At 37.5% G+C, this 20,231-nt stretch carries 19 protein-coding genes; 2 read left to right on the top strand and 17 right to left on the bottom strand.

Annotation, left to right across the window (positions count from 1 at the left end; genetic code table 11):
* Positions 1-3 precede the first annotated feature (3 nt).
* From FPL17_RS02300 to FPL17_RS02290, 3 genes are read right to left on the bottom strand one after another with little or no spacing between them, the layout of a single operon-like run.
* Positions 4-735, bottom strand: a complete 732-nt coding sequence (locus FPL17_RS02300) for an amino acid ABC transporter ATP-binding protein (protein ID WP_151716184.1) — start codon at positions 733-735, stop codon at positions 4-6.
* Positions 732-1,403 carry an amino acid ABC transporter permease gene (locus tag FPL17_RS02295; RefSeq protein ID WP_151716185.1) on the bottom strand — a complete coding sequence of 224 codons (672 nt, stop codon included), beginning with the start codon at positions 1,401-1,403 and terminating at the stop codon, positions 732-734. The genes FPL17_RS02300 and FPL17_RS02295 overlap by 4 nt, the downstream gene beginning before the upstream one ends.
* On the bottom strand, positions 1,393-2,052 hold the full coding sequence (locus FPL17_RS02290) for an amino acid ABC transporter permease (protein ID WP_216070848.1): 660 nt from the start codon (positions 2,050-2,052) through the stop codon (positions 1,393-1,395). The genes FPL17_RS02295 and FPL17_RS02290 overlap by 11 nt, the downstream gene beginning before the upstream one ends.
* 323 nt (positions 2,053-2,375) lie before the next feature.
* On the opposite strand from FPL17_RS02290, the gene FPL17_RS02285 reads away from it, so the two are divergent.
* Both FPL17_RS02285 and FPL17_RS02280 read left to right on the top strand, forming a co-directional pair.
* Entirely contained in the window at positions 2,376-2,732 is a 357-nt protein-coding gene (locus tag FPL17_RS02285) for a hypothetical protein (protein ID WP_159882921.1), read from the top strand.
* Positions 2,733-2,818: 86 nt separating this feature from the next.
* A complete protein-coding gene (locus FPL17_RS02280; RefSeq protein ID WP_159882919.1) occupies positions 2,819-3,166 on the top strand; it encodes a hypothetical protein in 348 nt (115 codons plus the stop codon).
* A gap of 211 nt (positions 3,167-3,377) precedes the next feature.
* Here the strand turns inward: FPL17_RS02280 and FPL17_RS02275 are convergent, their stop codons facing one another.
* The 14 genes from FPL17_RS02275 to FPL17_RS02210 all read right to left on the bottom strand — a co-directional run bounded on the left by FPL17_RS02275 (position 3,378) and on the right by FPL17_RS02210 (position 20,102).
* Complete coding sequence (locus FPL17_RS02275; RefSeq protein ID WP_228277587.1) at positions 3,378-3,845, bottom strand: type II secretion system protein; 468 nt, start codon at positions 3,843-3,845, stop codon at positions 3,378-3,380.
* Between the two features lie 16 nt (positions 3,846-3,861).
* Positions 3,862-4,254 carry a type II secretion system protein gene (locus tag FPL17_RS02270; RefSeq protein WP_159882917.1) on the bottom strand — a complete coding sequence of 131 codons (393 nt, stop codon included), beginning with the start codon at positions 4,252-4,254 and terminating at the stop codon, positions 3,862-3,864.
* Complete coding sequence (locus tag FPL17_RS02265; RefSeq protein ID WP_159882915.1) at positions 4,244-4,714, bottom strand: prepilin-type N-terminal cleavage/methylation domain-containing protein; 471 nt, start codon at positions 4,712-4,714, stop codon at positions 4,244-4,246. The genes FPL17_RS02270 and FPL17_RS02265 overlap by 11 nt, the downstream gene beginning before the upstream one ends.
* A gap of 9 nt (positions 4,715-4,723) precedes the next feature.
* Complete coding sequence (locus FPL17_RS02260) at positions 4,724-7,042, bottom strand: secretin and TonB N-terminal domain-containing protein (RefSeq protein WP_228277586.1); 2,319 nt, start codon at positions 7,040-7,042, stop codon at positions 4,724-4,726.
* On the bottom strand, positions 7,039-7,596 hold the full coding sequence (locus FPL17_RS02255) for a hypothetical protein (RefSeq protein WP_159882913.1): 558 nt from the start codon (positions 7,594-7,596) through the stop codon (positions 7,039-7,041). The genes FPL17_RS02260 and FPL17_RS02255 overlap by 4 nt, the downstream gene beginning before the upstream one ends.
* Positions 7,593-8,093: a hypothetical protein gene (locus FPL17_RS02250; protein WP_159882911.1), complete on the bottom strand. Its 501-nt coding sequence runs from the start codon at positions 8,091-8,093 to the stop codon at positions 7,593-7,595. Before FPL17_RS02250 ends, FPL17_RS02255 begins: the two co-directional genes overlap by 4 nt.
* Complete coding sequence (locus FPL17_RS02245) at positions 8,093-8,551, bottom strand: hypothetical protein (RefSeq protein WP_159882909.1); 459 nt, start codon at positions 8,549-8,551, stop codon at positions 8,093-8,095. The genes FPL17_RS02250 and FPL17_RS02245 overlap by 1 nt, the downstream gene beginning before the upstream one ends.
* Positions 8,551-9,288 carry a hypothetical protein gene (locus FPL17_RS02240; RefSeq protein ID WP_159882907.1) on the bottom strand — a complete coding sequence of 246 codons (738 nt, stop codon included), beginning with the start codon at positions 9,286-9,288 and terminating at the stop codon, positions 8,551-8,553. Before FPL17_RS02240 ends, FPL17_RS02245 begins: the two co-directional genes overlap by 1 nt.
* Positions 9,266-10,774, bottom strand: a complete 1,509-nt coding sequence (locus tag FPL17_RS02235; protein ID WP_159882905.1) for a GspE/PulE family protein — start codon at positions 10,772-10,774, stop codon at positions 9,266-9,268. Before FPL17_RS02235 ends, FPL17_RS02240 begins: the two co-directional genes overlap by 23 nt.
* Positions 10,771-11,868: a type II secretion system F family protein gene (locus FPL17_RS02230; RefSeq protein ID WP_228277585.1), complete on the bottom strand. Its 1,098-nt coding sequence runs from the start codon at positions 11,866-11,868 to the stop codon at positions 10,771-10,773. Before FPL17_RS02230 ends, FPL17_RS02235 begins: the two co-directional genes overlap by 4 nt.
* Positions 11,869-12,060: 192 nt before the next feature.
* Positions 12,061-12,429: a hypothetical protein gene (locus tag FPL17_RS02225; RefSeq protein WP_159882901.1), complete on the bottom strand. Its 369-nt coding sequence runs from the start codon at positions 12,427-12,429 to the stop codon at positions 12,061-12,063.
* A gap of 33 nt (positions 12,430-12,462) precedes the next feature.
* Positions 12,463-12,837, bottom strand: coding sequence for a type II secretion system major pseudopilin GspG (gene gspG / locus FPL17_RS02220; RefSeq protein WP_266095741.1), 375 nt, complete (start codon positions 12,835-12,837; stop codon positions 12,463-12,465).
* A gap of 216 nt (positions 12,838-13,053) precedes the next feature.
* A complete protein-coding gene (locus tag FPL17_RS02215; protein ID WP_159886757.1) occupies positions 13,054-13,440 on the bottom strand; it encodes a hypothetical protein in 387 nt (128 codons plus the stop codon).
* Positions 13,440-20,102, bottom strand: a complete 6,663-nt coding sequence (locus tag FPL17_RS02210; RefSeq protein ID WP_159882897.1) for an RHS repeat domain-containing protein — start codon at positions 20,100-20,102, stop codon at positions 13,440-13,442. Before FPL17_RS02210 ends, FPL17_RS02215 begins: the two co-directional genes overlap by 1 nt.
* Between the last annotated feature and the right edge of the window lie 129 nt (positions 20,103-20,231).

The following is a 20,231-nucleotide window of genomic DNA, read 5'->3' as shown; positions in this document are numbered from 1 at the left end:
ATTTTAATAATTCAAAATATTTAAAAAGGTTCTCGCACGTTCCGTTTGCGGATGCTGAAAAAATGCTTCTGGCGAGCTTTGCTCAATGATCTTGCCCTGATCCATAAAAATAATGCGATCTGCCACTTTGCGGGCAAAGCCCATTTCATGAGTCACAATCAACATGGTCATACCTTCCTGTGCCAGTTTCAGCACTACATCTAGGACTTCCCTCACCATTTCAGGATCAAGGGCCGCAGTAATTTCATCCAGTAAAATCACTTTCGGTTTCATCACCAAGGCACGGACGATGGCAATTCGCTGTTTCTGACCACCCGATAAATTGGAGGGATAATCATATTTACGATCCAGTAACCCCACGCGCTGCAACAGTTGATCTGCCAGTTGTTCTACTTCTGCTCGTTGGCGTTTTTGCGCTTTTCGCGGACCCAGCAGAATGTTATCAATCACATTCATATGCTTGAATAACTCATAGTTCTGGAACACCATCCCGATCTGCTGACGTACACTATCCCATGGCAAGTCCTGCCCCAACACACCCACATCTTTAAGGTGAATTTCACCGTCTTGAATGGGTTCCAATCCATTAATACAGCGCAACAAGGTACTTTTTCCACAACCCGATGGTCCCAAAATCACCACCACTTCGCCTTGTTGTACCTCCAAATCAATGCCATGCAAAATATGACTTTGTTTATAAAACTTATGTAAATGCTGTATCGATAACAAAGTCATGCGTTCTCCCACACTTTTTCTAAATGCGCTGCTAAAAGCGATAATGGATAACAAATCAGGAAATAAAGAATAAAGATGAAACCGTAAATCCACAGCGATGCACTGGGCACAGTCAATAATGAATTTTCAATAATCTGCTGCCCTACTTTCAGAACTTCCACCATCCCGATCAATACAGCTAAAGAACTGGTTTTAATCATGCGGGTAAACAGATTTAATGCGCCAGGGGTCACTCGTTTTAAGCTTTGCGGGAAAATCACATAAGTCAATGCTTGTAGATGATTGAGTCCTACTGCATAAGCGGAATCCCGTTGATGCTGATCAATCGAGGTGATCGAGGCGCGAACCAGATCCCCCATTTCCGCAGTTCCCCATAAAGTAAATACAAAAATACAGACCCAAAACGATGAGAGCTGCCAGTTAAACCATGTCGCAAAACCAAAATAGAAAACAAACAATAAGACGAGGATGGGCACAATTCGTATAGTCTCGAGATAGAAACGGCACAGGATTTTGACCAACATATTTTTTGAGGTCATGATCACCCCAAAAATTGTCCCGAAAATGGCAGATAAAAAAACGGACAGAAATGCAATTTCGATGGTTTGCAATAAACCATATAGCAAACGTTCGATATGGCTCGGTTGAAATAAATACTCAAGTCCCATGGCTCACCTTCCGACTGCGATATTCCAAATAACTTGTTAAAGCCGACACGGGTAACAAGATGATCAGATAAGCCATGATTAATAGAAATAAAGCCTCGGTGGTTTTGTAATCCATCCCAATTAGGTCTTTGGTCACAAACAGTAATTCCACTACTGCAATTGCACTCAAGATCGAGCTTTCTTTAATCAGAAATAAGCAGTTCGCACCAATCGCTGGAATAGACAGCGACAATGCTTGTGGAAATACTACATATTGAAAGACTTGGACGGCGTTTAACCCCACACTTCGAGCAGAATCAATCTGCCCTTGCGCAACTGACTGTAAGCCTGCACGAAAGGCTTCTGCCATATAGCTGCCACCTAAAAAAGTCAGACCAATCACACCGCAGGTAAATCCATCTAGTTTGATCCCGATCTTGGGCAAACCGTAGTAGAGAAAAAATAGCTGAATGAGCAAGGGTGTATTGCGAGAAACCTCGATATAGACTTTGACAATGTTATTCAGTACTCGAACTTGATAGGTACTAATCACACTACAGATCAGCCCAAGCAAAATAGATAACACGATACCAATAAAGGAGATTTTTAAGGTCATGAGGGTTGCCGCATAAAACTGCGGCAGCACACTCTGTATATACAGCCAATCCAAAGAAAACATCCGAATGAAAAATTGATTTTTTGATAAATACGTTGTTGTTATTTATCTTTGGATGAGTCTATGCTGATTGAAATTTCACATGAAATATTATTATTTGCTAAGCTTTGCTTAAAAAAATTATACTCGACCTCTATTTTGTAAATACCCCATATTTAAGAGGTCCTAGCTTTAAAAAATTTCAGCTTAGGAGTATGAAGCAATGAAGATAAACTTGTAAATTTAATTAGCCTCCCCTCTAAAAAGTAGAATATTTATTAATTTTAATTTACAATAGCTTGCATTAAGATTTAACCTCTTTTAGAAAAAAGTAAGTTATGAAGAAAAACATATCTCTCACATTAACATTATTTTTATTAACAGGAACAGTACTTACATCAACACATGCAGGTTTGGTTGTTGAAGATACAACTATTATTGATCTTTTTATTCATGGTGGTACGGACACAGCTAACCCAGGTACATCTTGCATAAAGATTTCATCCCCAGTATCAGCAGCATGTAAAGGACTTATTTCCATACCAAACAATAATAAACCATTACTTGCCGCAGCATTAAGTGCTCAACTTAGTAAAAATAAAGTATGGTTTTACTATGATGATAATGGAACGACATCACACTGTCCTGGGGTTGGATTCACACCTTGTAGCTTGATTAGTCTTTCTATCAGATAAATACTAAATTACTCCCCTATTTACATATTCTTTTATTTTAAAGCAAAAAATTAAATTAGAAGATACCTTATAATAAAGAGATTAAAATGTTCCAGAAATTTTTCCTACTAACATTGTTAACAACTGTGACGAGCCTTGCTATTGCTGCAGATCAATGTACTACGTGGGGCTGTATTTCAACTATTAAAACTTTACAACTAAATAGTGCCGGTACAATTTATATTGATGTTCCATTAGATAAAACACCAGTCAATTGTACACCTTATGTAAAGACCTATTTTGTCATAAGTAAATCTAATCCTTACTACAAGGAAGTATATGCCACACTTTTATCGGCATACTTAACAAAATCAAAAATTCAACTTAGAGTTGTTGAAGGTTCACCAAATTGTGAAATTGCCTATGTTACGTTAAGTACATCATTTGAAAATTAGATTCTTTTAAAGTGATTCAATACAATTGATGTACAAGTTTAATTTCAATTTTTTCAAATATAGAGAAGTTGTAAACGGTTTATTTCGTTATGTAATATTTCCACACATAAGTCTTTATTTTAAAATGTATATAACAATGAAAAACCATAAAAAAAAGTAATGCTATGGGGGCTAAAAATCACTGATATTAAAAATACTCATGAAACATAATTTAAATCGTAAAAAACCATTCTTTATAGCTTTTAGCCTGTTCAAATTTTTTTAGCTCTATTGGAAACCCCCTTTTCTTCAAAGTTTTTTTATCAGATATTGAGTGCACTCCGATTATTTGACCATTTGTATTTCTAATAATTTCAAAATTGAGAGAAGTCATTGGGTCTTTCTCTAACTTACGCAAATAACGTCTAGTATCTAAATATCGTGGATCTTTTAATAAGTCTTCTAATTTTTCGGGAAGGTTTTTTACGCCTCCAGGTGAGCTTTCATAATATTCATGAATTGCATTACGATAAATCAACCCAACTTTTATAAGTTCTTGTTCTTTTTCCCGCTGTTTTATTGTTGCGTAATTAATCGACCATTGTCCAAGCCCCAATGACAGAAAAATAAGTGATACTAACATCCAGACATAGACTGCCCCAGACTGGTGTTTAAGTAAATTATCTATTTCATTTTTCATTTTTTACTACTTATGACTACCATTCAGCATAAGACCTTTTATCACTCGCTATAGCCTGACTGGTTGATTTAATATCATATATTCCTTCTATTCCTTTCTCTGGATCCCTCTCTTTAATAATCGTCCATTCATGAGTTTTAGCAATTGGATCATCTGGAATATTTCTTAAATATCGCTTTTCTACCAACTGATTTAACTGGTTTGGATAAGTTCCTTGATCTGAATAATATTGATCAATACTATGCCTAATCACCGCTAAATTTTGTTTTAAAGCAATCTCCTTGCCTTCCTCGATCTTATTTAAGTAGCGTGGCGTAATAACAGAAAGTAGTAATGCAATCACTGAAAGAACAACCAATAACTCAACAATTGTGAAACCTCTTTCTGTCAAGCGAAAATCACCATTCACGGTATACCACTCCATTACTTCCCTTTTTTGTTGATAACGAATAAATATCATACACATCATCGCCTTTTTTGGGGTTATCAACCTCACTTAAAAACTCACGTATTCCCCAAGTCTGTTCTGGTGGTAATGTTTTATCTCCAGTGAATGGGTCTGATGGTATTTTACGCAAAAACCGATGAGTTTTTGTTCCATCTTCAGTTGAAATTCCGGTCAAAACAGTCAAGTTAGGTGGGTAACCACTTGGGGTTTTATACTTCATTGGAATTTCATTTTTATCACTGGCAATTTTATACTCATCAATAGCACTTCGTATTTCAGTCAGCGCTTTTTTCAATTCTTTTTCTTTTGAATGGCGTGAAGCCAGATCCGAAATAGGAATCACAACAGATGCTAATAAAGCTAACAAGGCTAAAGACACAATTAATTCAATAAATGTAAAACCTGTGTGATTACGTCTCATCTTAGAACCTTATGGCTTAGTTTCAAATTCTTTGACCAGACGATCAGAAAATCTTTGAAAACCACTTCCCTCACTAAATTTCACTTTCCCATTTTCTAAAATTAGTTCTTCTTTCTTTAACTCCGCTTGATCAGAAACCTTAAATGTTAGTAATGCAAGTGGCCCTTGATGTTTAGGTGTATGACCAAAACTTAATCGAGTTCCTTTATCAATCTTTTCTTGATCCATACGTGAAATTGGTGCGATATTGACCGTTTTCACAAGCTCCCATGTATCTGGATGTCGCATATCGACACTCATTTCCTGAAATGCTGGAGTATTTTGTATTAAAGCAATTGTAAACTCTTGTCCACGAGTAATGATACTAGGGCCACTTAATTGAAACTGAGCAGTTAAATTGCCTCCCACATATTCTGTAACAGGGCTACTCGCTTTCGTATCTGTTGTCTTTTCATTAGCCTGATTATTTAATTCCATACCATTTCTTGGTTCATTTTTTTCCTGAGTAGAAGGTTCGCCCTTGGCTTCATTACTCATTTTTTGTGGATATGGAGAATAATTAGACTGATCACTTAATCTTAATGGTCTAGTCGTAACCTGACTTCCAGTCCCCGAAATAAACTCCTGAACATGTGGTGCAGGAACAGCATACGGACGTACTATTCTCGGTGTAATCAACAAAACAATTTCACTTTTATTCTTACTATCTGTCGTATTGGAAAATAATCGGCCCAATAAAGGGATTTTTCCTAAACCTGGTAAATGGGTAGCTGAGCTTTTAATATCATCTCGAATTAAGCCTGCTAACATTTGGGTCTCCCCATCATGCAATTGCAAGGTAGTAGAGGCATTTCTCGTCCCAATTTGATATACAAGACCATTCTTCGTTGGAATTTCTTTTGCAACATTGCTCACTTCTAACTTGATCGCAATTTGGACTTGCTTGTCCTTATTTACCTCTGGTTTTACTTCAACTTTTAGTCCCACATCAAGATAATTGACAGATTCAGCTACAAAGTTTGAGGATTCTCCTATTGTTGTCGTAATAACTGGTACCTTATCCCCGATTAAAAAACTAGCCTCTTCTCTACTTTTAACCCGAATTCTCGGATTAGCCAATAAATTAGTTTTATTACTCGTTTGCCTGAAATTAACAGTTGCCATTGGATCAGCAACTTTAAGAACTAAGCTGTTGGTTGTCATATCTTTAATCTGGTTAATCGTGTATTTACCCGCTTCACCTAAACCATTTAATGCACTCACACCAATTTGTTTTGGAAAATCAATACCCAAATTTAATAATGTATCTCTATTGACTTCCAAAACCTCTATATCAAGTATTACCTCAGACATTGGTAAATCATAAGCTTCTAAGAGTTTTTCTATACTGTCAACGACTTGCTTGCTATCCCGCACAATAAGCAGTCTAAGCTTATCATCAAAAAACATAGATTTTGGTTCATAGAGTTTACCAACAACCTCTTGAGCTTTTTGAGAGTCGACATTACCTAAATAGAAAGACCTCGTAATGAGTTCTTCATAATTTTTTTTCTTTTCAGGTGTATTTTGATAAATTAAAAAAGTATTTGCATTGAGCATTTTATAGCCCAGACCAGAAGTATGAATAATCATATCTAATGCTTCTTGTACTGTTGTCTCCTTTGCATAAATTGTAGTCGTCTGATCTAGTTTCGTATCCTTATCAAGAATAAAGTTAATGCCAGAATATTGAGATAAAGATTCAATTACCGATTGCACTGATGCATTTCTAAACTCTAAAGATACTCTTTGCGCTAGTCTTTCGTTAATTAAAGGAGGATTTAGTGTTCTTCTATTTAACTCTCTTTCTATATCAAATTTTAATGTCAGTGCATCTTGCCAATCTGGCACAGCTTGTAATACTTCTTTTAAAATAATCTGTGCAGAATTAAGATTACCTTTGTCATAGCTTTCCTTGGCTAAATCATAAAGTGGCTTTACTTGATCAAACTGCTTTATTTTTAAAATGTTCTGATGCGCAACAACATTATAAGGGTCAATATCGAGAACTTGCTCATAAAGTTCCAATGCTTTTTTAAAATCAGCGTTAGATCTTGCCTGTTCAGCTTGGAGAATTCTTTGATTAAGCAACTGCTGTTGTTCAAATACATAGTCCATCCGATGGTTAACTGGTTTATTATCTGCTTTTTTATGTAATTTATTTAATTCTTTAAGCTCTTTTTCATGTGATGTAAGCTTTAGATTAGCTGCGCAAGCAGTGAGTGCTAAAATACTTAAAGTTAAAACAGATAATTTAATCGATAGAAGATTAGAATAAGATTTCATCATGATTTTGTGACACGCATTATTTGTTGAGTAGGCAAGTGCATTAAGCGAACTTCATAATCATCTATGCTTACTATTTTCCAAGTTTGTTGATAAATTCTTTGTGGTCTCATGACTACACTTGAATCATCAATAATTAAAAAAACCTGTAATCCAGAAGCATCAATAACCTGCCCTAAATACTTAATACGGGAAGAGTCCATCACAGGCTTTGGTGGTTCATAATGTACAATCTCAGGTTGCTGCATTACTTCTATAACTTTCTTTTTCACTATTGGAATTGACTTTATTTCTTTTTTCACAACAGGAACTACTTCCTGCTTTTTCGGTAAAGTGACAGGTAAATCCCATGCTAAATAATTAGGTTTATTAACTTCTAGTAAATGCCAATCCTGTCCATTTGAGTCCAATGATTTGTCATGTGTTGAAGTAAAATCGATAGAGTCCAATTTTTCCGTTGGCGGTAAGATTATAGACCAACCAGCAAATACAGCAGTCAGGGCGACTAATACGCTAAGCCGACGTTGCTTAGGAGGGAGATACTTAAGAAGTTTCATTTTTCAACCTCAAGTACCAGCATCGTTAATCCAAGCTCATTTGTAACGACATCTCGTTGAAAGTCAAAAGATTCTATAACTACTCGCGTTGAAAACCTTTGTATGAATGTTTCCAAGAATTTTCTAACATCCAACCAACTTCCTTTCACAACAAACTGATATTCAGATTTGGCAGAAGCATTTATTTTTCTAAAATCTTCAAGTGTAATGTTATGCTGTTCAGTAACAACTAATAAAACAGCGTAATTAAAACTTTCACTTTCCAAAGAAATCTCTTGAGTATTTTTAATCGAAGTAGGCTGATGGATTCGAGTAATCTCAATGAGCTTCTTATTTTCAGTTTTTAAAAATTGTATTTTTTTTGTATAAACAGGAATAATCCACAACCAAACACCAAGCAACCAGACCACGAAACAGGCAATAAGTAAATGATATCCAGTAATCTGAGTCCAAGTTTTTTGAATAAACCACTTTAACTGTTGGGTTAAGGCATGCATTATGAACCCTGCCGTAAATCAAACCGTACTTGCTGCTCGCTATCTTTTTGAACTTGACTAATCTGCAATTTCACACCAGATGAATCTGCCTGTCGGAGGAATTCATCTATTTCTAATGGTTTTAAAGTTACACCTTCAATCTGCAATGGTGAATTCTTAGAAATTTTCATACGATCAAAAATTAAATGTTGTGGTTTAGCTGCCATAACTTGATCAAATAGATCAATATTGAGGGATTCGTATTTTGGTTTACTCATAGCCATATCTTGAGCACGTAGATACGCTTCATAACTTTGACTCAATTGCTGAAACTCAGCGAATTGCTGCCTATATTCTACAATCAATGTCCTTACTAAATAAACGCTTATTATTGTCAGAGCAAATATAATGCCAGCAATAATCAACATACTATTCTTTAAAACTTGCTGCTCTGAAAATATAAGAGAAATCTTAGCCATTAAGATAAAATCCTCATCATATTCAAAGCTTGTAATTTATCCAAATGATTTTCTTTTAAAAGATCAACAATTTGCTTTGATCGTAAATTCAATCCTTTATTTGATGTTGTTTGGTCCAGTGCAGTAAAGGTCAAACTATTTAAATCTAAATAATAATCAAAATTGAGAGAACCTATTAAATACACAGGAAATGTATCTATCTCTTTTAGTATACCTTGATCATGATGAATAAGAAAAGCGAGCTGGTTTTCAATAATTAAGAATAAATTTCCAATGATATCTTTTTCATAAAAATTCCAAACCGCGAGGATCGAAGGCAAAAGGCTTTTTATGCCAATACTAGATTTTAATTGCACTAATTTCTGATATTTTTCTATTGGAAAAGCAACAACTAAACAAGGACAGTTAAACTTAAGCTGATCATGAATTATGATAAATTGACTCGTATCAAAATCTACATATTTTTGTTTGAGACGTTGCTGAGCTAAAAAGCTTAAAACATCAGCCTCTGGATAACTATTTAAGGCTGGTAAAACCACAAAGCGACACAAATCGCTTTCAATTACGATATCTAGACTTGAGGCTATTTTTTTATTTTTTTCAATAAATTCAACATAACTCATTCCATCTGAAGCCCAAGCTTCAAACTTAGTCCCAGACTTAACTTGTTGTAGCCCGCTAGCCCCCATCTGTCGCGCTGTTAAATAAATGGTCTTATCTTTCAACAAAGGTAACACGATTAATTTCCTGTAATGTAGACTGACCATTTGCGACAACAGCAAGAGCTTGTTGCCTTAAAAACTTCATACCTTGTTCAGAAAGTTTCTTGCGAATTTGACTCATTGGAGCATTATGAATCATCAACTCTCTTAATTCATCGTCCATGATCAGAACTTCAGCAATTGCTTGTCGGCCTTTATAACCAGTTCCTTGACAATGCTCACAGCCTTGCCCTTGATAGAATTGGTAGCTTTGAGCATTTTCTAATAAAATGCCAGAATATTTAATCGTTTCAGCATCAACTTTAACTGGCTTTTTACATTGCGGGCAGTTCAAACGTATAAGCCGTTGCGCAATAATACCGTTTAAGCTGCTTACAAATCCAAAAAGATCAATTTCCATATGACGAAAACGCCCAATCACATCTAAGGCATGATTGGCATGCACAGAAGTATAAACTAAATGTCCTGTTAAAGCTGCTTGCACTGCAATTGCAGCAGTTTCATGGTCACGAATTTCTCCAACCATTATTTTATCAGGGTCATGGCGCAAAATAGAACGTAGTCCTCGTGCGAATGTTAATCCTTTCTTCTCATTTACTGGAATTTGGAGTGTGCCCTTGATTTGATATTCAACAGGATCTTCAATTGTAATGATCTTCTGCTGTCCATCATGTTGCTCATGTAACAATGCATATAACGTAGTTGTTTTACCTGAACCTGTAGGCCCAGTCACCAACATCATGCCGTAAGGCTGTTTCGACAAATTTCGAATTTCAACCATCGTTTGGGCATCAAAGCCTAACAACTCCAGAGTCAATGGCTTATCATCTTGAGTCAAAGCTTGCTTATCTAATATACGCAATACTGCATCTTCACCATGTAAACCAGGCATAATCGAAATACGAAGATCAATATCATATTCTCCGAGATGCACAGTTAATCGACCATCCTGTGGAATACGTCTTTCAGCAATATCTAATTCAGCCAATACCTTAAGGCGTGAGATAACATGTTCTGCAGGAACATTGATAATCGCAGCTCTATTCTCAACAAGCACTCCATCTATACGATTTTTAATTATTAGACCATCTATCGTATTTTCAAAATGAATATCACTTGCCCCTTGTTGATAAGCCTTTAACAAAATTGAATCGACCAACTGAATCACAAGGCTATCACTGTCTGTCTTTTTTGTAATATTTCTATGACTCACTGTTTGAATCAAAGTTTCGCTTTCATTCCCTGCATATTTAGCAGTTAAGATCGCAAAAGAAGCCTGCGCATCAGCTTGTATTTGACCAATCTGAAATGGTTCTCTAATAGTATAACTTAACCAAGTTAAATCTTTTACTGTAACCTCTCTTGCGAAGATGACCCATATTTGCTCATTAAATAATGCTGAAACGCACTGTTGTTGCTGTGCAATATTTGCTTGTATATGAGAGCCAAGTTGAAGTTGCAGACACTCTTTTTCACTAAACCAATGTTGAACCAGACTCATGATTGCAACCCACTCGCCATTTCAAAGATCGGCATGTATAGCAATACTACGATCATTCCAATAAAAAGACCTATCGCCAGCATTAGCACTGGTTCTAATAAGCGTGAAAAGCGTTCAATGAACTGACTTAAATCTAAATCATGAAAGTCAGCAGACTGCCTCAACATGGCAGATATTTCACCGTTTTGATCACCTGCTGCCAATAAACGAGCTGAAACAGATGTTCTCAAGCCCGCTTGATAAAGTGAATCGCTCAAACTGTTCCCTTGAAGTACTAAATCTTTTGCTCGAAGTAGTTGTTGTTGCTGAACTGGAGATAAAATAGAGCCCAACATATCAAATGACTGAATCACTGAAGCTCCAGCATCAAGTAAAAGTGCTAATCCTCTAAAAAAACGGGATAAAAATACCACTTCTAGGCGCTTTCTCAATGGAGAAAACCCTGAAAGTAATTGCATAAGTGTATTTTCAATGCCTTGCAAAATCACTTTACGAACCAGCCAAATAAAACCGACCACCATTATGCCAATCACATACCAGCGATAATCCCCCAACCAAACGCCGAGCTCTAACATCAATTTTGATGCTAACGGTAAATCCATATCTACCCCATCATAAATCGCACCAAATCTTGGGACTAAATACATCAACAAGAAAAGCGTGACCATGAGTGCCATTCCAACAAGCAGAATGGGATACATTGAAGCATTATAGATCTTAGACTTTAGAGACGATATTTGTTCGTCATAACGAATATAGCTTGTCAATGCTTGTATCAGAGTTCCATTGCGTTCACTTGCAGCTACTGTTGCAATTAACAAAGGCGGAAAAATATTTTCTCCACATTTTAACATTGCGTCTGACAAGGGTACCCCCTGATTCAGAGCATCACGAATTCTATAAATAGGAGAGTTAGGATTGGATTCTGCATGATGACTGAGTAATACATCCAACCCTTCTGTAATAGAAAGACCTGAATGTAATAGTGTTTTTAACTCATGTACAAAGATAACAACATTAAAACTTGGACCTTTTTTAAAGCTAAAACCTGTTTTCTGTTGATGCAAGTCAATAATAAAAACATTTTGACTCAACAAATTCGCACGAACAAAGTCCGCGCTCTCCCCCTCAATTTGTTGAGTGATTTGCTTTCCTTCTGATGTAATTACACGAACCTTATATACTGGCATCTTAATTAAATTTCCAATATGTAAGTTTTAAATTTATACCACGCATAACTAACACTTTAAAATTAAATCAATATATTCAATCACTTTTCATTTCTATCAATTATTGACTACATCCAGGTAAGATATCTCACAAGACCCTCCCCGTATAGGAAGACTTTCATTAGCATAAACACTTACTTTTTTGCCCGACATCATTGCTAAATAAGCCGCACTAATTACGTGCTTATGCTTAGCATCGATATGTACTCTGAACGTACTCGTACATTGTGCCCCAGAAGGATATGTTAATGTTTCATTAAACCAAAGTTCTACAGTATTTGAAAAGTTAGAATATTCACCAACTGTACGTATTCTTTTGATTGTGAGATTCTCTAAATAATACCCCGCAGCATACGCACTAGGCGTACTTAAAAAAAACATTAAATAGATAGTGAAAAATTTTGCTGTTATTTTTTTCAGCGACATATAAATGTTTCTCCAAATTTTTAAGTACTTTTCTTACCAGTTTCCGATATCGGCTGCATCACCTGTTCCGCCTTGGGCTTTGTCTTTACCGAATGAATAGACATCATACTCTGTTGGGTTTTGCTGCCCTGGCGATTGGTATTGATACGGCATTCCCCAAGGGTCAGCTGGTATTTTTTTGATATAAGGCCCATTCCAACGAGTTGCACCAGCAGGTGCAACCAGTAGGGCATTTAGGCCACTACTGGTATCTGGGAATGAACCATTATCAATTCGATATTGATCAATTGCCTTAGTCAAAGCATCAATTTGCGACTTAGCAGTGGTTTTCTCAGACTTTTCCAAATTTTTAAATAAATTGGGTCCGATAATACCAGCCAATAAACCAATGATAACTAAAACAATCATAAGCTCTAAAAGAGTAAAGCCATTACGCCGTAAATTTCTTTTAAACATACCAAAACACTAAATAAAATAGAAATTAAATTAACAGAAAAGGAAAAAATTATTCATCGTTTTTCACATATATCTATCTCAATTGTGCAATTGAAGATTCTATTTCCAACTTCTAATCCAGCTATAAATTAAAATCAGACATAAGAATAGACCTACCTTACTTAAAAATCATAAGCTTTGATATATCAGATCCGAAGAGTAAGCGAATATATCTCCTTCTTTCACGCTATCCATACTGTAATATAAAATTAGACTTCCTAATGATGAATTAACTGTACCAGTTGCCTTGTCGATTATACACTCACCTAATGTCAGATATATTCGTACAGTACTATAACCTAGTAAAAGATTGTATTGATATACAATTGCTTCAATTTTAAAAACAATACTATCTAAATCTTTAAAACCTTCTACCCTTTTCTCACCAATATCATCATAAATTAATATTAAGCTTTCACCACTCTTAACAAAGGACTGCAAGTGACTCTTTGCATCACTAAATACAACCTCTTCTCTAAAAACTTTTTTAAGGTCTTCGTCTATTTGTATTTGCATCACAAGTGTTTTCCTCTTTTAGTAAAATGAACCAAACCATCCTCCTCCATATTCCCAAAGAGTCGAACCCCCCCCTTACCTTTTGAGCCCAAAATTTTCAACTCATATTGATATACTGTTCCCTCAATATTTGCACCTTTTCCTGCTAAGCGTTTAACCCCAACCCCTCCACTGCCACTCGTTGTCTGTTTTAATGCTTGCTCCATAGTTCTTAATGTGCTTCCGGGAAGTTTTCCAGTCTTAACTTCTGTAGATAAAACTGAATATACATCTTTTGCAATCCACCCCTTTGCAGATTTCGCAGTATTTATTACCGTTTTTGCTACTGCAATTTCTGTAGAACCTGTATACATCCCGACAACCATACCAGCTGTCTGACCGATATATCCACTTGACTCGGGTTGATTACCATATAAACCAAAAGTCCACGCATGGTTAAAAGCTGTTAATTCATTATTAAAATCTATTAACCCAGCCTCAAACTGGGCTTCTGCCTTACGGTTTCTTACTGGGATATCAAAACCATATTGAGGTTCCTGACCAAAGAAATTACTCGCATGAATTTGGATCTGAGGTTCACTACCAAAACCATTGCCAGTATACCACAAGCCATTAAACTGTAGGCCTCCCTCTTGGTAAGAGGAGTTCAATACATAATAATTACCATTAACATTACCCAAGCCTATATGTGGTTGTACTGTATTTCTACCATCATTATTTGCCCCTACACCTTGGTTATTTGGTCCAGCATTATAACCTTGGTTATTCGGTCCATAAGTTACACCGACGGAGACACCACATTCACCCGCTGCTTTTGAACACGAACCCAACCAATCATCTAAGACTGTATTTAGTCCATTCTTAAGATCTTTTCCTACACGTTTCCAGAACTTCGTCCATCCATAACCATCTGGATCTAACAACGTCCCCGGATTATTGTGTACATACGCATAACGGTTATAACCCTGTAAGTTATCCGCTCCATCTATCGTCGGATCCGCACTAATAAAACGACCAATACTTGGGTCATACACTCGACCATTCATATGGATCAGACCAATACTGTCCAACATCTCATGCGAGGTAAAACCATGACGGCTACTCTTACCCTTCAGCGTATCCGTCGACACCGTTCCATCTACATTACGTCGCTTACCCCATGGGTCATAACTCAAACGCTCTAGCGGATTACCCGCTGCATCTGTAATCACCTCTATCGAATCTAAATGATCTGTATGGAAGTAACGATAAGGTCCTGTCTTATTGATCGCTGCTACCGCACTGTTTGGAGCAACGCCACTTTGGTAAGCCGTGCCCAAGTCACCCGTTGGAGGCGTGCCTTTGTCATTGCTGACATAACTGCCTACAACACCACCACCTGCATAGATGTAGTGCGCATACTCTGTAGTACCATCCGGTAAATAGGTCTTCTCAAAGGTCCCACCTGTATCTATACGGGGGTTCAAATAAACCGTCGTCGTGGTCTTGCCACCTTCTACACTGGTACGACGCACTCGCTCGTGGTTGGCATCATACATAAAGTCCTCAGTCGTCGTGCCTTGCTTGATCTGCAACGGCATGTTGAAACTGGTCCAAGTGTAGTTATTCGATTTCGCTGCGTTAAAGGTGTCTTTACCACTACGACTCGTGATGTTACCAATCGCGTTATAGCTCACTGAGGAGCTTTCACCCTTCTGGTTTACAACACTCTTTAAGCGATTGATGTTGTCATAGACAAAGCTTTCATTGATCGAGATACCCGCCAAGTTCTGGTTACGGTTCTCCAAGTTTCCAATCGCATCAAAGGCATAGCTGTTTTGTTGAATCGCAGCATTCCCTGTATTGATCGACTCAATAAAGCCGGTATCCGCCTTATAACCTTTTTTGGTCACGAGACCATTACCCAAGGTTTCTTGGGTAATATTGCCTCGTGCATCTCGTGCATTCGCAGCCCAGTACAACTGGTTACCCGCCAAGTTACGGACTTCTTTTAAGTAACCGTTGGTGTCGTAGATATTACGGTAACCAAAGCCTGTTGGGTATGCAAAGGCCAAGGTACGACCTGCCGCATCATAGTTCCACTTGCTAATAAAGTCCGGATCCGTAGCTCCTTGGGCCTTTGGATCGATCTTCTTGCTGGTCGTAGTTTGGAACAGCCGACCAAAGGCATCATAAGCATAACTTTCACTATAGCCATTCGCCGAGCTCACTTGGGCAAGCTTTCCTTTACCATTCGCTGCTGTATCCCATGTCCATGTTGAACTTAGGTCTGGTTCCACACGTTGTTTTAAGCGGCCCAATGCATCGTACTGGAACGTGGTTTGTTGTCCTTTGGCATCTTGTTGCCAAACGACCTGACCCAATGGGTTGTAGCGGTATTTCCACGTCCCCAGTACTGGATCCACTTGTTGCAGTTTATTGCCATTGTTATCTAAAGTTAGAACAATGCTATTTCCTAAAGCATCTGTGGTCTGGATTAAACGTCCCAATGCATCTCGGGTATATTTTAATGCGTTGTTATCGTGGTCTAGAATCTCAACCACTTCATTGGCAATGTTGCTCTTCTCTGTGCGTTTTAAGCCTTTGGCATTGATAATAGAGCTTTGTAGTCCATCATAAGTATAAGTCGTAACACGGTTCCCCGGTTCTACCAGTTTAGTAACACGACCGAGTACATCATATTCATAGCTGGTCCACTGCAAGCTACCATAAGCAACATTGCTGAGGCTTGGAACACTGCTACGGTATAAGCGTCCTGATGCATCATATTCACTTCGAACCACAACATCATTGACGTTGTCATAGGCCTTAGTCACTGTACGCTTCACATTGCCAACAGCATCTTTAAATACAAGCACTGGGGCATTTAAAGCTGTGGTACTGGTCGTCTTATAGTTCTCGCCAGTTTCACATTCTCGGCTATTGGTTCCAACACCCACAAAGGTTTTACATAATTGGTAATCGTTCGTAGTCTGTGCTGCACCTGCTGGTGTACTCACTTTTACCCGACCTAAACTATCAACCGTTTGTTTGCTCACCACACCATTTAAGTCGGTTGAAGTCAGCATTTGACCCGTCACCGCATCATAGCTCGAACTCGCCTGTTGCGATAAAGCATTGGTTTCACGTGTCTTAAACACACCTGCTGGATGGCCAGCTCCCGCTTCATAGAAGGAGTTCACAACACGGCTACCAATATTGGTATCCGTTCCATTCCCCGCACCACTGACGGTAACCTTACTCAGGTTTCCGTAGTTGTCATATTCATAGTCGCTTTGCAGTTTTAAGGCCGCATTATTCGGCTCATCAACCTTCTGCTTTAACTGCTGCTTGGCATCATAATCAAATGTTGTTTTTTTAGTAATTGTGGGCTGACCTGTACGCCCTGACGTGATTGTCCGCTCCTTGAGCAAACCTGGGATCCAGTTGGTACGATCCGCTGCTGAATAAACTGCTTTTACATTAGTACTAAATATACTGCTGCCATCGGCACTCTTCGTTATAACGGTTGAATCAATCAGATTTCCAAACACATTTTCATAGTTATCTAACGTCACAGTAGTCGAAATCAATTTACCCAAATCATAGTTCTGGGCTGTTGACATTCTAATTCTTGGAAATCTAACCTTAGTGTCTGGGTACATATAAGCACTATCGCTTACAAAGTCTGCATCAGCTACCGTCACCTTCGATACCAAGGCATCATTGGCTTTGGTCGTCACCGATTTTGGCATCCCAACAAAGGGATAGTTCTGGTTAAAGATGGTTTCTTTCACCAGTTTGTTAGTGACATCTGTACCACTGGCTGTTTTATTATAAGTTTCTGAAGTTTCAGTCATCGTTTCAAAACCTAAGAAACGAGCTTCTTTGACATCAACCCTTGGCGACGCAAACAGATAAGTGCTTTTTGAGCCCAAGGCATTATTTAAATAATTCTCGACCGCATACGTCACTAAGCTTGCTGAACCACTGCCTCGAATTGGGAATGGCCTAGCCTCCATGCTTTCAGGTGCTTGGCTAAAGTTACTATAAATGAATTTTTGTTTTCGACCATCGCCTGTATCAATCGACTTCAGCATATCTTGAAAGTCGATACCAGGATAACGTAATTGTATCCACGCTGCAGCCCCCATGCCTGACATTACATCATCTTTGGCTGCCTGTGAAATGTAGGAATAGATATAAGCCCCAGTTCCTACACGTGGACGAGCAATAAACTGGAAGTTAATTTCCTGAAAGCCGTTATTATTAATATCCGAAAACACTGGAACGCGTTCAACGGTATAATCATCAACTTTCATATCTCCTGGCATGCCCATAATTGCAAGCATAACTTCTTCAGCCTGACTACCTCCCCACCAATTGGAAAGATCAGACTTATAAACATCAAACTTTTTATTTGGACGTTGCAAGTAAGAAATCAGGTCCGATTGATATCTAAATTTGCCATCACTTTTAGGTTCAGGGTTTAAATCAGTTGGAACAAGCAACTTCGGGCTAAATGCCGTGCTATATCGATAGAAATCAACAAAACCATCGTGGTTAAAATCAACAAAAGTAGGCGCTGCCCACTGAGTTTCCCAATCAGATGCCACCCATCGCTTCTCACCTGTATTAATGGTAAATATAGGCAGATCAATCGCAGGCTGTACTTCAAAACCTATCCCTGTCGACAAGATTGGTACTAAGCGCTCATGAAATCGGGTCGCTGGACCATTGGCCGCATCTAAACGGATCACCTTGGACATTACAATGTCATCTAGACCATCACCATTAAAATCTACGACACTAAAATCATAATCCCGATAGGTATCACCTGCCGCTCCAGCAATTAGTACAGGAGTAGTATTTTCACAGTTACTGATTGTTTTTGAGCTTTGAATGAGATCTCGATAAACACTTGTAGAGCATAAGCTTAAACCTCCCACATTGGTATAATAAAAAACAATATCATTGGTTTTATCTCGCCTAAAATTACCACTTAAGATACGTCCCGTTGCGGTGACACGCTTGCCTGTACTGCTATTTAGAGCATTTCGGATATTAGGGCCAATGGTAGTTGTATTAATAGAAGCCGCATTGCCCTGACCATCCATTCTAAGACCAGTAAAACGGATATCATTTTTATCGCCAAACAAGAGCACCAGATCACTTACCCCATCTCGATCCCCATCTAATGTCGAGATATTGAGTAAGGGGGCTGGACTGGTGATGATATTTTTATGTTCTTTATAAAATGTAAACTGACGCTTACCCGCAGAAGCAAAAGAAGAGGTAAATAACAACAAGGAGACTTGGTTCGCACTGTTGCGACCATAAATCACTAAGTCATCGATCCCATCCCCATTCACATCCATGATAAGCGGTGACCACTGCTGAAAACTGCTTAACGAGGTATGCGTCAAAGTATCCGACTGATACATTGCACTCATCGTATCCATTGGATTAGCATAAAGCTTAAGGTTATTGTCTGTTTTTAAAATAAAGATAAGCTCTTTGGTTGTAGAGCCCTTACTGGTATTCATACGAATGGAGTTTAAAGTATCCGTCGCTTTTACATCAGGAATCTTATTAATACTATCCCTAACAGGGGTAGTCATTAAATCCTTGCCATAAGAACTCCACTCTAGTTTAGTCGGTGCCAAACAAGATTGATCACTCCCATTTACCGTGCAATATTTAATATCTTTTAAGCGGGTTTTATTGGCGACTTGATCATTAATATCCTCATACTGGAAACGGTATTCTCCCTTTACAACATTATTTGATTTAATACTGAGCTTAGAAAGTTTTTTATCTAAAATAAGTGTTGAACCCTGCTCAATATAACCTCGTTTCTTTTCAGCATCAGATCTATCTATATATTCAAAATCGATTGAATTAGTTGGTGTAACAGGACTACTACCACTATTCCCCGTATATTTAATCGTTTTAGGATATAACACTCCTTTATTTAAATCTTGGTATTCAACCGCCCAGTAGTTTCCATTGATATCAGTTATTGATGTTAGCCCCCATTCAGAGACACCATCATACTCTTCACTCGAAGAGCTAATAGTTTTATTATTAAATATGACCTTAGAATTGTACTCTCTTACTGTGCCATTTTTTTGTTTTACAATAAAAGAATCTATCTGAAAAGAATTTTTTTTATCATATTTAAGTGTAATTTTAGTGAAATTATCATTTTCCAGACGAAATTCTGTATCAGCAAATGGTGTTATATTCGGCTGAAGAATCGGAATTAATTTCACACCATCCAATGCAAAACAAGATCTACCTAGAATATCTTCAGTCGCCCCATCATTTGATTGAAGTCCACTCTGAAAGATAGCATCTCTTTCATTCATAACAGATTGTTTTGGGGTGTAAATTTTCCCAGACATTCTATCAATTTCATTGCATCTCGTAATACTTGATAAGCCACTTATCCCCCAACCCACGCCCAATATCCCATCAGGGGATTCTCCATTATAACTCAAAGCTAATTGTGGAATAAAACCATTAATCGATGGTGGAATTGCAATTGGAATCGAATGGTCTATAACACCTAAAACACTTACATTCGTATCACCTTCCAAGCTTCCTGCAAGTTCCAGTTCTGCAGCATGTACGTTGTGAATTGCCAATAAAATTGATACAAAAAGTAATTTATATTTCATTTTTTAAACTTATTTGTGGATATTTTCACAAAAAATTATAGCAAAGCTACAAAACTATAAACAAGAATTTTTACCAAGCATTCGAATTATTTTTTATGTAACCAAGAAACTTATTCTTTAAAATAAAAA

Source organism: Acinetobacter dispersus (assembly GCF_009884975.1).
In the GTDB taxonomy this organism is placed as follows: Bacteria; Pseudomonadota; Gammaproteobacteria; order Pseudomonadales; family Moraxellaceae; genus Acinetobacter; species Acinetobacter dispersus.
The sequence above is the reverse complement of the archived record's forward strand: the minus strand, read 5'-3'. Positions and strand labels throughout refer to the sequence as shown.

Excerpts from the sequence above, each read along its gene's own strand:
- FPL17_RS02285 (WP_159882921.1), top strand. The coding sequence starts at position 2,376 with ATGAAGAAAAACATATCTCTCACATTAACATTATTTTTATTAACAGGA.
- FPL17_RS02210 (WP_159882897.1), bottom strand. The coding sequence starts at position 20,102 with ATGAAATATAAATTACTTTTTGTATCAATTTTATTGGCAATTCACAAC.
- FPL17_RS02225 (WP_159882901.1), bottom strand. The coding sequence starts at position 12,429 with ATGTCGCTGAAAAAAATAACAGCAAAATTTTTCACTATCTATTTAATG.
- FPL17_RS02215 (WP_159886757.1), bottom strand. The coding sequence starts at position 13,440 with ATGCAAATACAAATAGACGAAGACCTTAAAAAAGTTTTTAGAGAAGAG.
- gspG (WP_266095741.1), bottom strand. The coding sequence starts at position 12,837 with ATGATTGTTTTAGTTATCATTGGTTTATTGGCTGGTATTATCGGACCC.
- FPL17_RS02275 (WP_228277587.1), bottom strand. The coding sequence starts at position 3,845 with ATGAAAAATGAAATAGATAATTTACTTAAACACCAGTCTGGGGCAGTC.
- FPL17_RS02255 (WP_159882913.1), bottom strand. The coding sequence starts at position 7,596 with ATGAAACTTCTTAAGTATCTCCCTCCTAAGCAACGTCGGCTTAGCGTA.
- FPL17_RS02295 (WP_151716185.1), bottom strand. The coding sequence starts at position 1,403 with ATGGGACTTGAGTATTTATTTCAACCGAGCCATATCGAACGTTTGCTA.
- FPL17_RS02245 (WP_159882909.1), bottom strand. The coding sequence starts at position 8,551 with ATGGCTAAGATTTCTCTTATATTTTCAGAGCAGCAAGTTTTAAAGAAT.
- FPL17_RS02250 (WP_159882911.1), bottom strand. The coding sequence starts at position 8,093 with ATGCATGCCTTAACCCAACAGTTAAAGTGGTTTATTCAAAAAACTTGG.
- FPL17_RS02300 (WP_151716184.1), bottom strand. The coding sequence starts at position 735 with ATGACTTTGTTATCGATACAGCATTTACATAAGTTTTATAAACAAAGT.
- FPL17_RS02235 (WP_159882905.1), bottom strand. The coding sequence starts at position 10,774 with ATGAGTCTGGTTCAACATTGGTTTAGTGAAAAAGAGTGTCTGCAACTT.
- FPL17_RS02260 (WP_228277586.1), bottom strand. The coding sequence starts at position 7,042 with ATGATGAAATCTTATTCTAATCTTCTATCGATTAAATTATCTGTTTTA.
- FPL17_RS02280 (WP_159882919.1), top strand. The coding sequence starts at position 2,819 with ATGTTCCAGAAATTTTTCCTACTAACATTGTTAACAACTGTGACGAGC.
- FPL17_RS02265 (WP_159882915.1), bottom strand. The coding sequence starts at position 4,714 with ATGAGACGTAATCACACAGGTTTTACATTTATTGAATTAATTGTGTCT.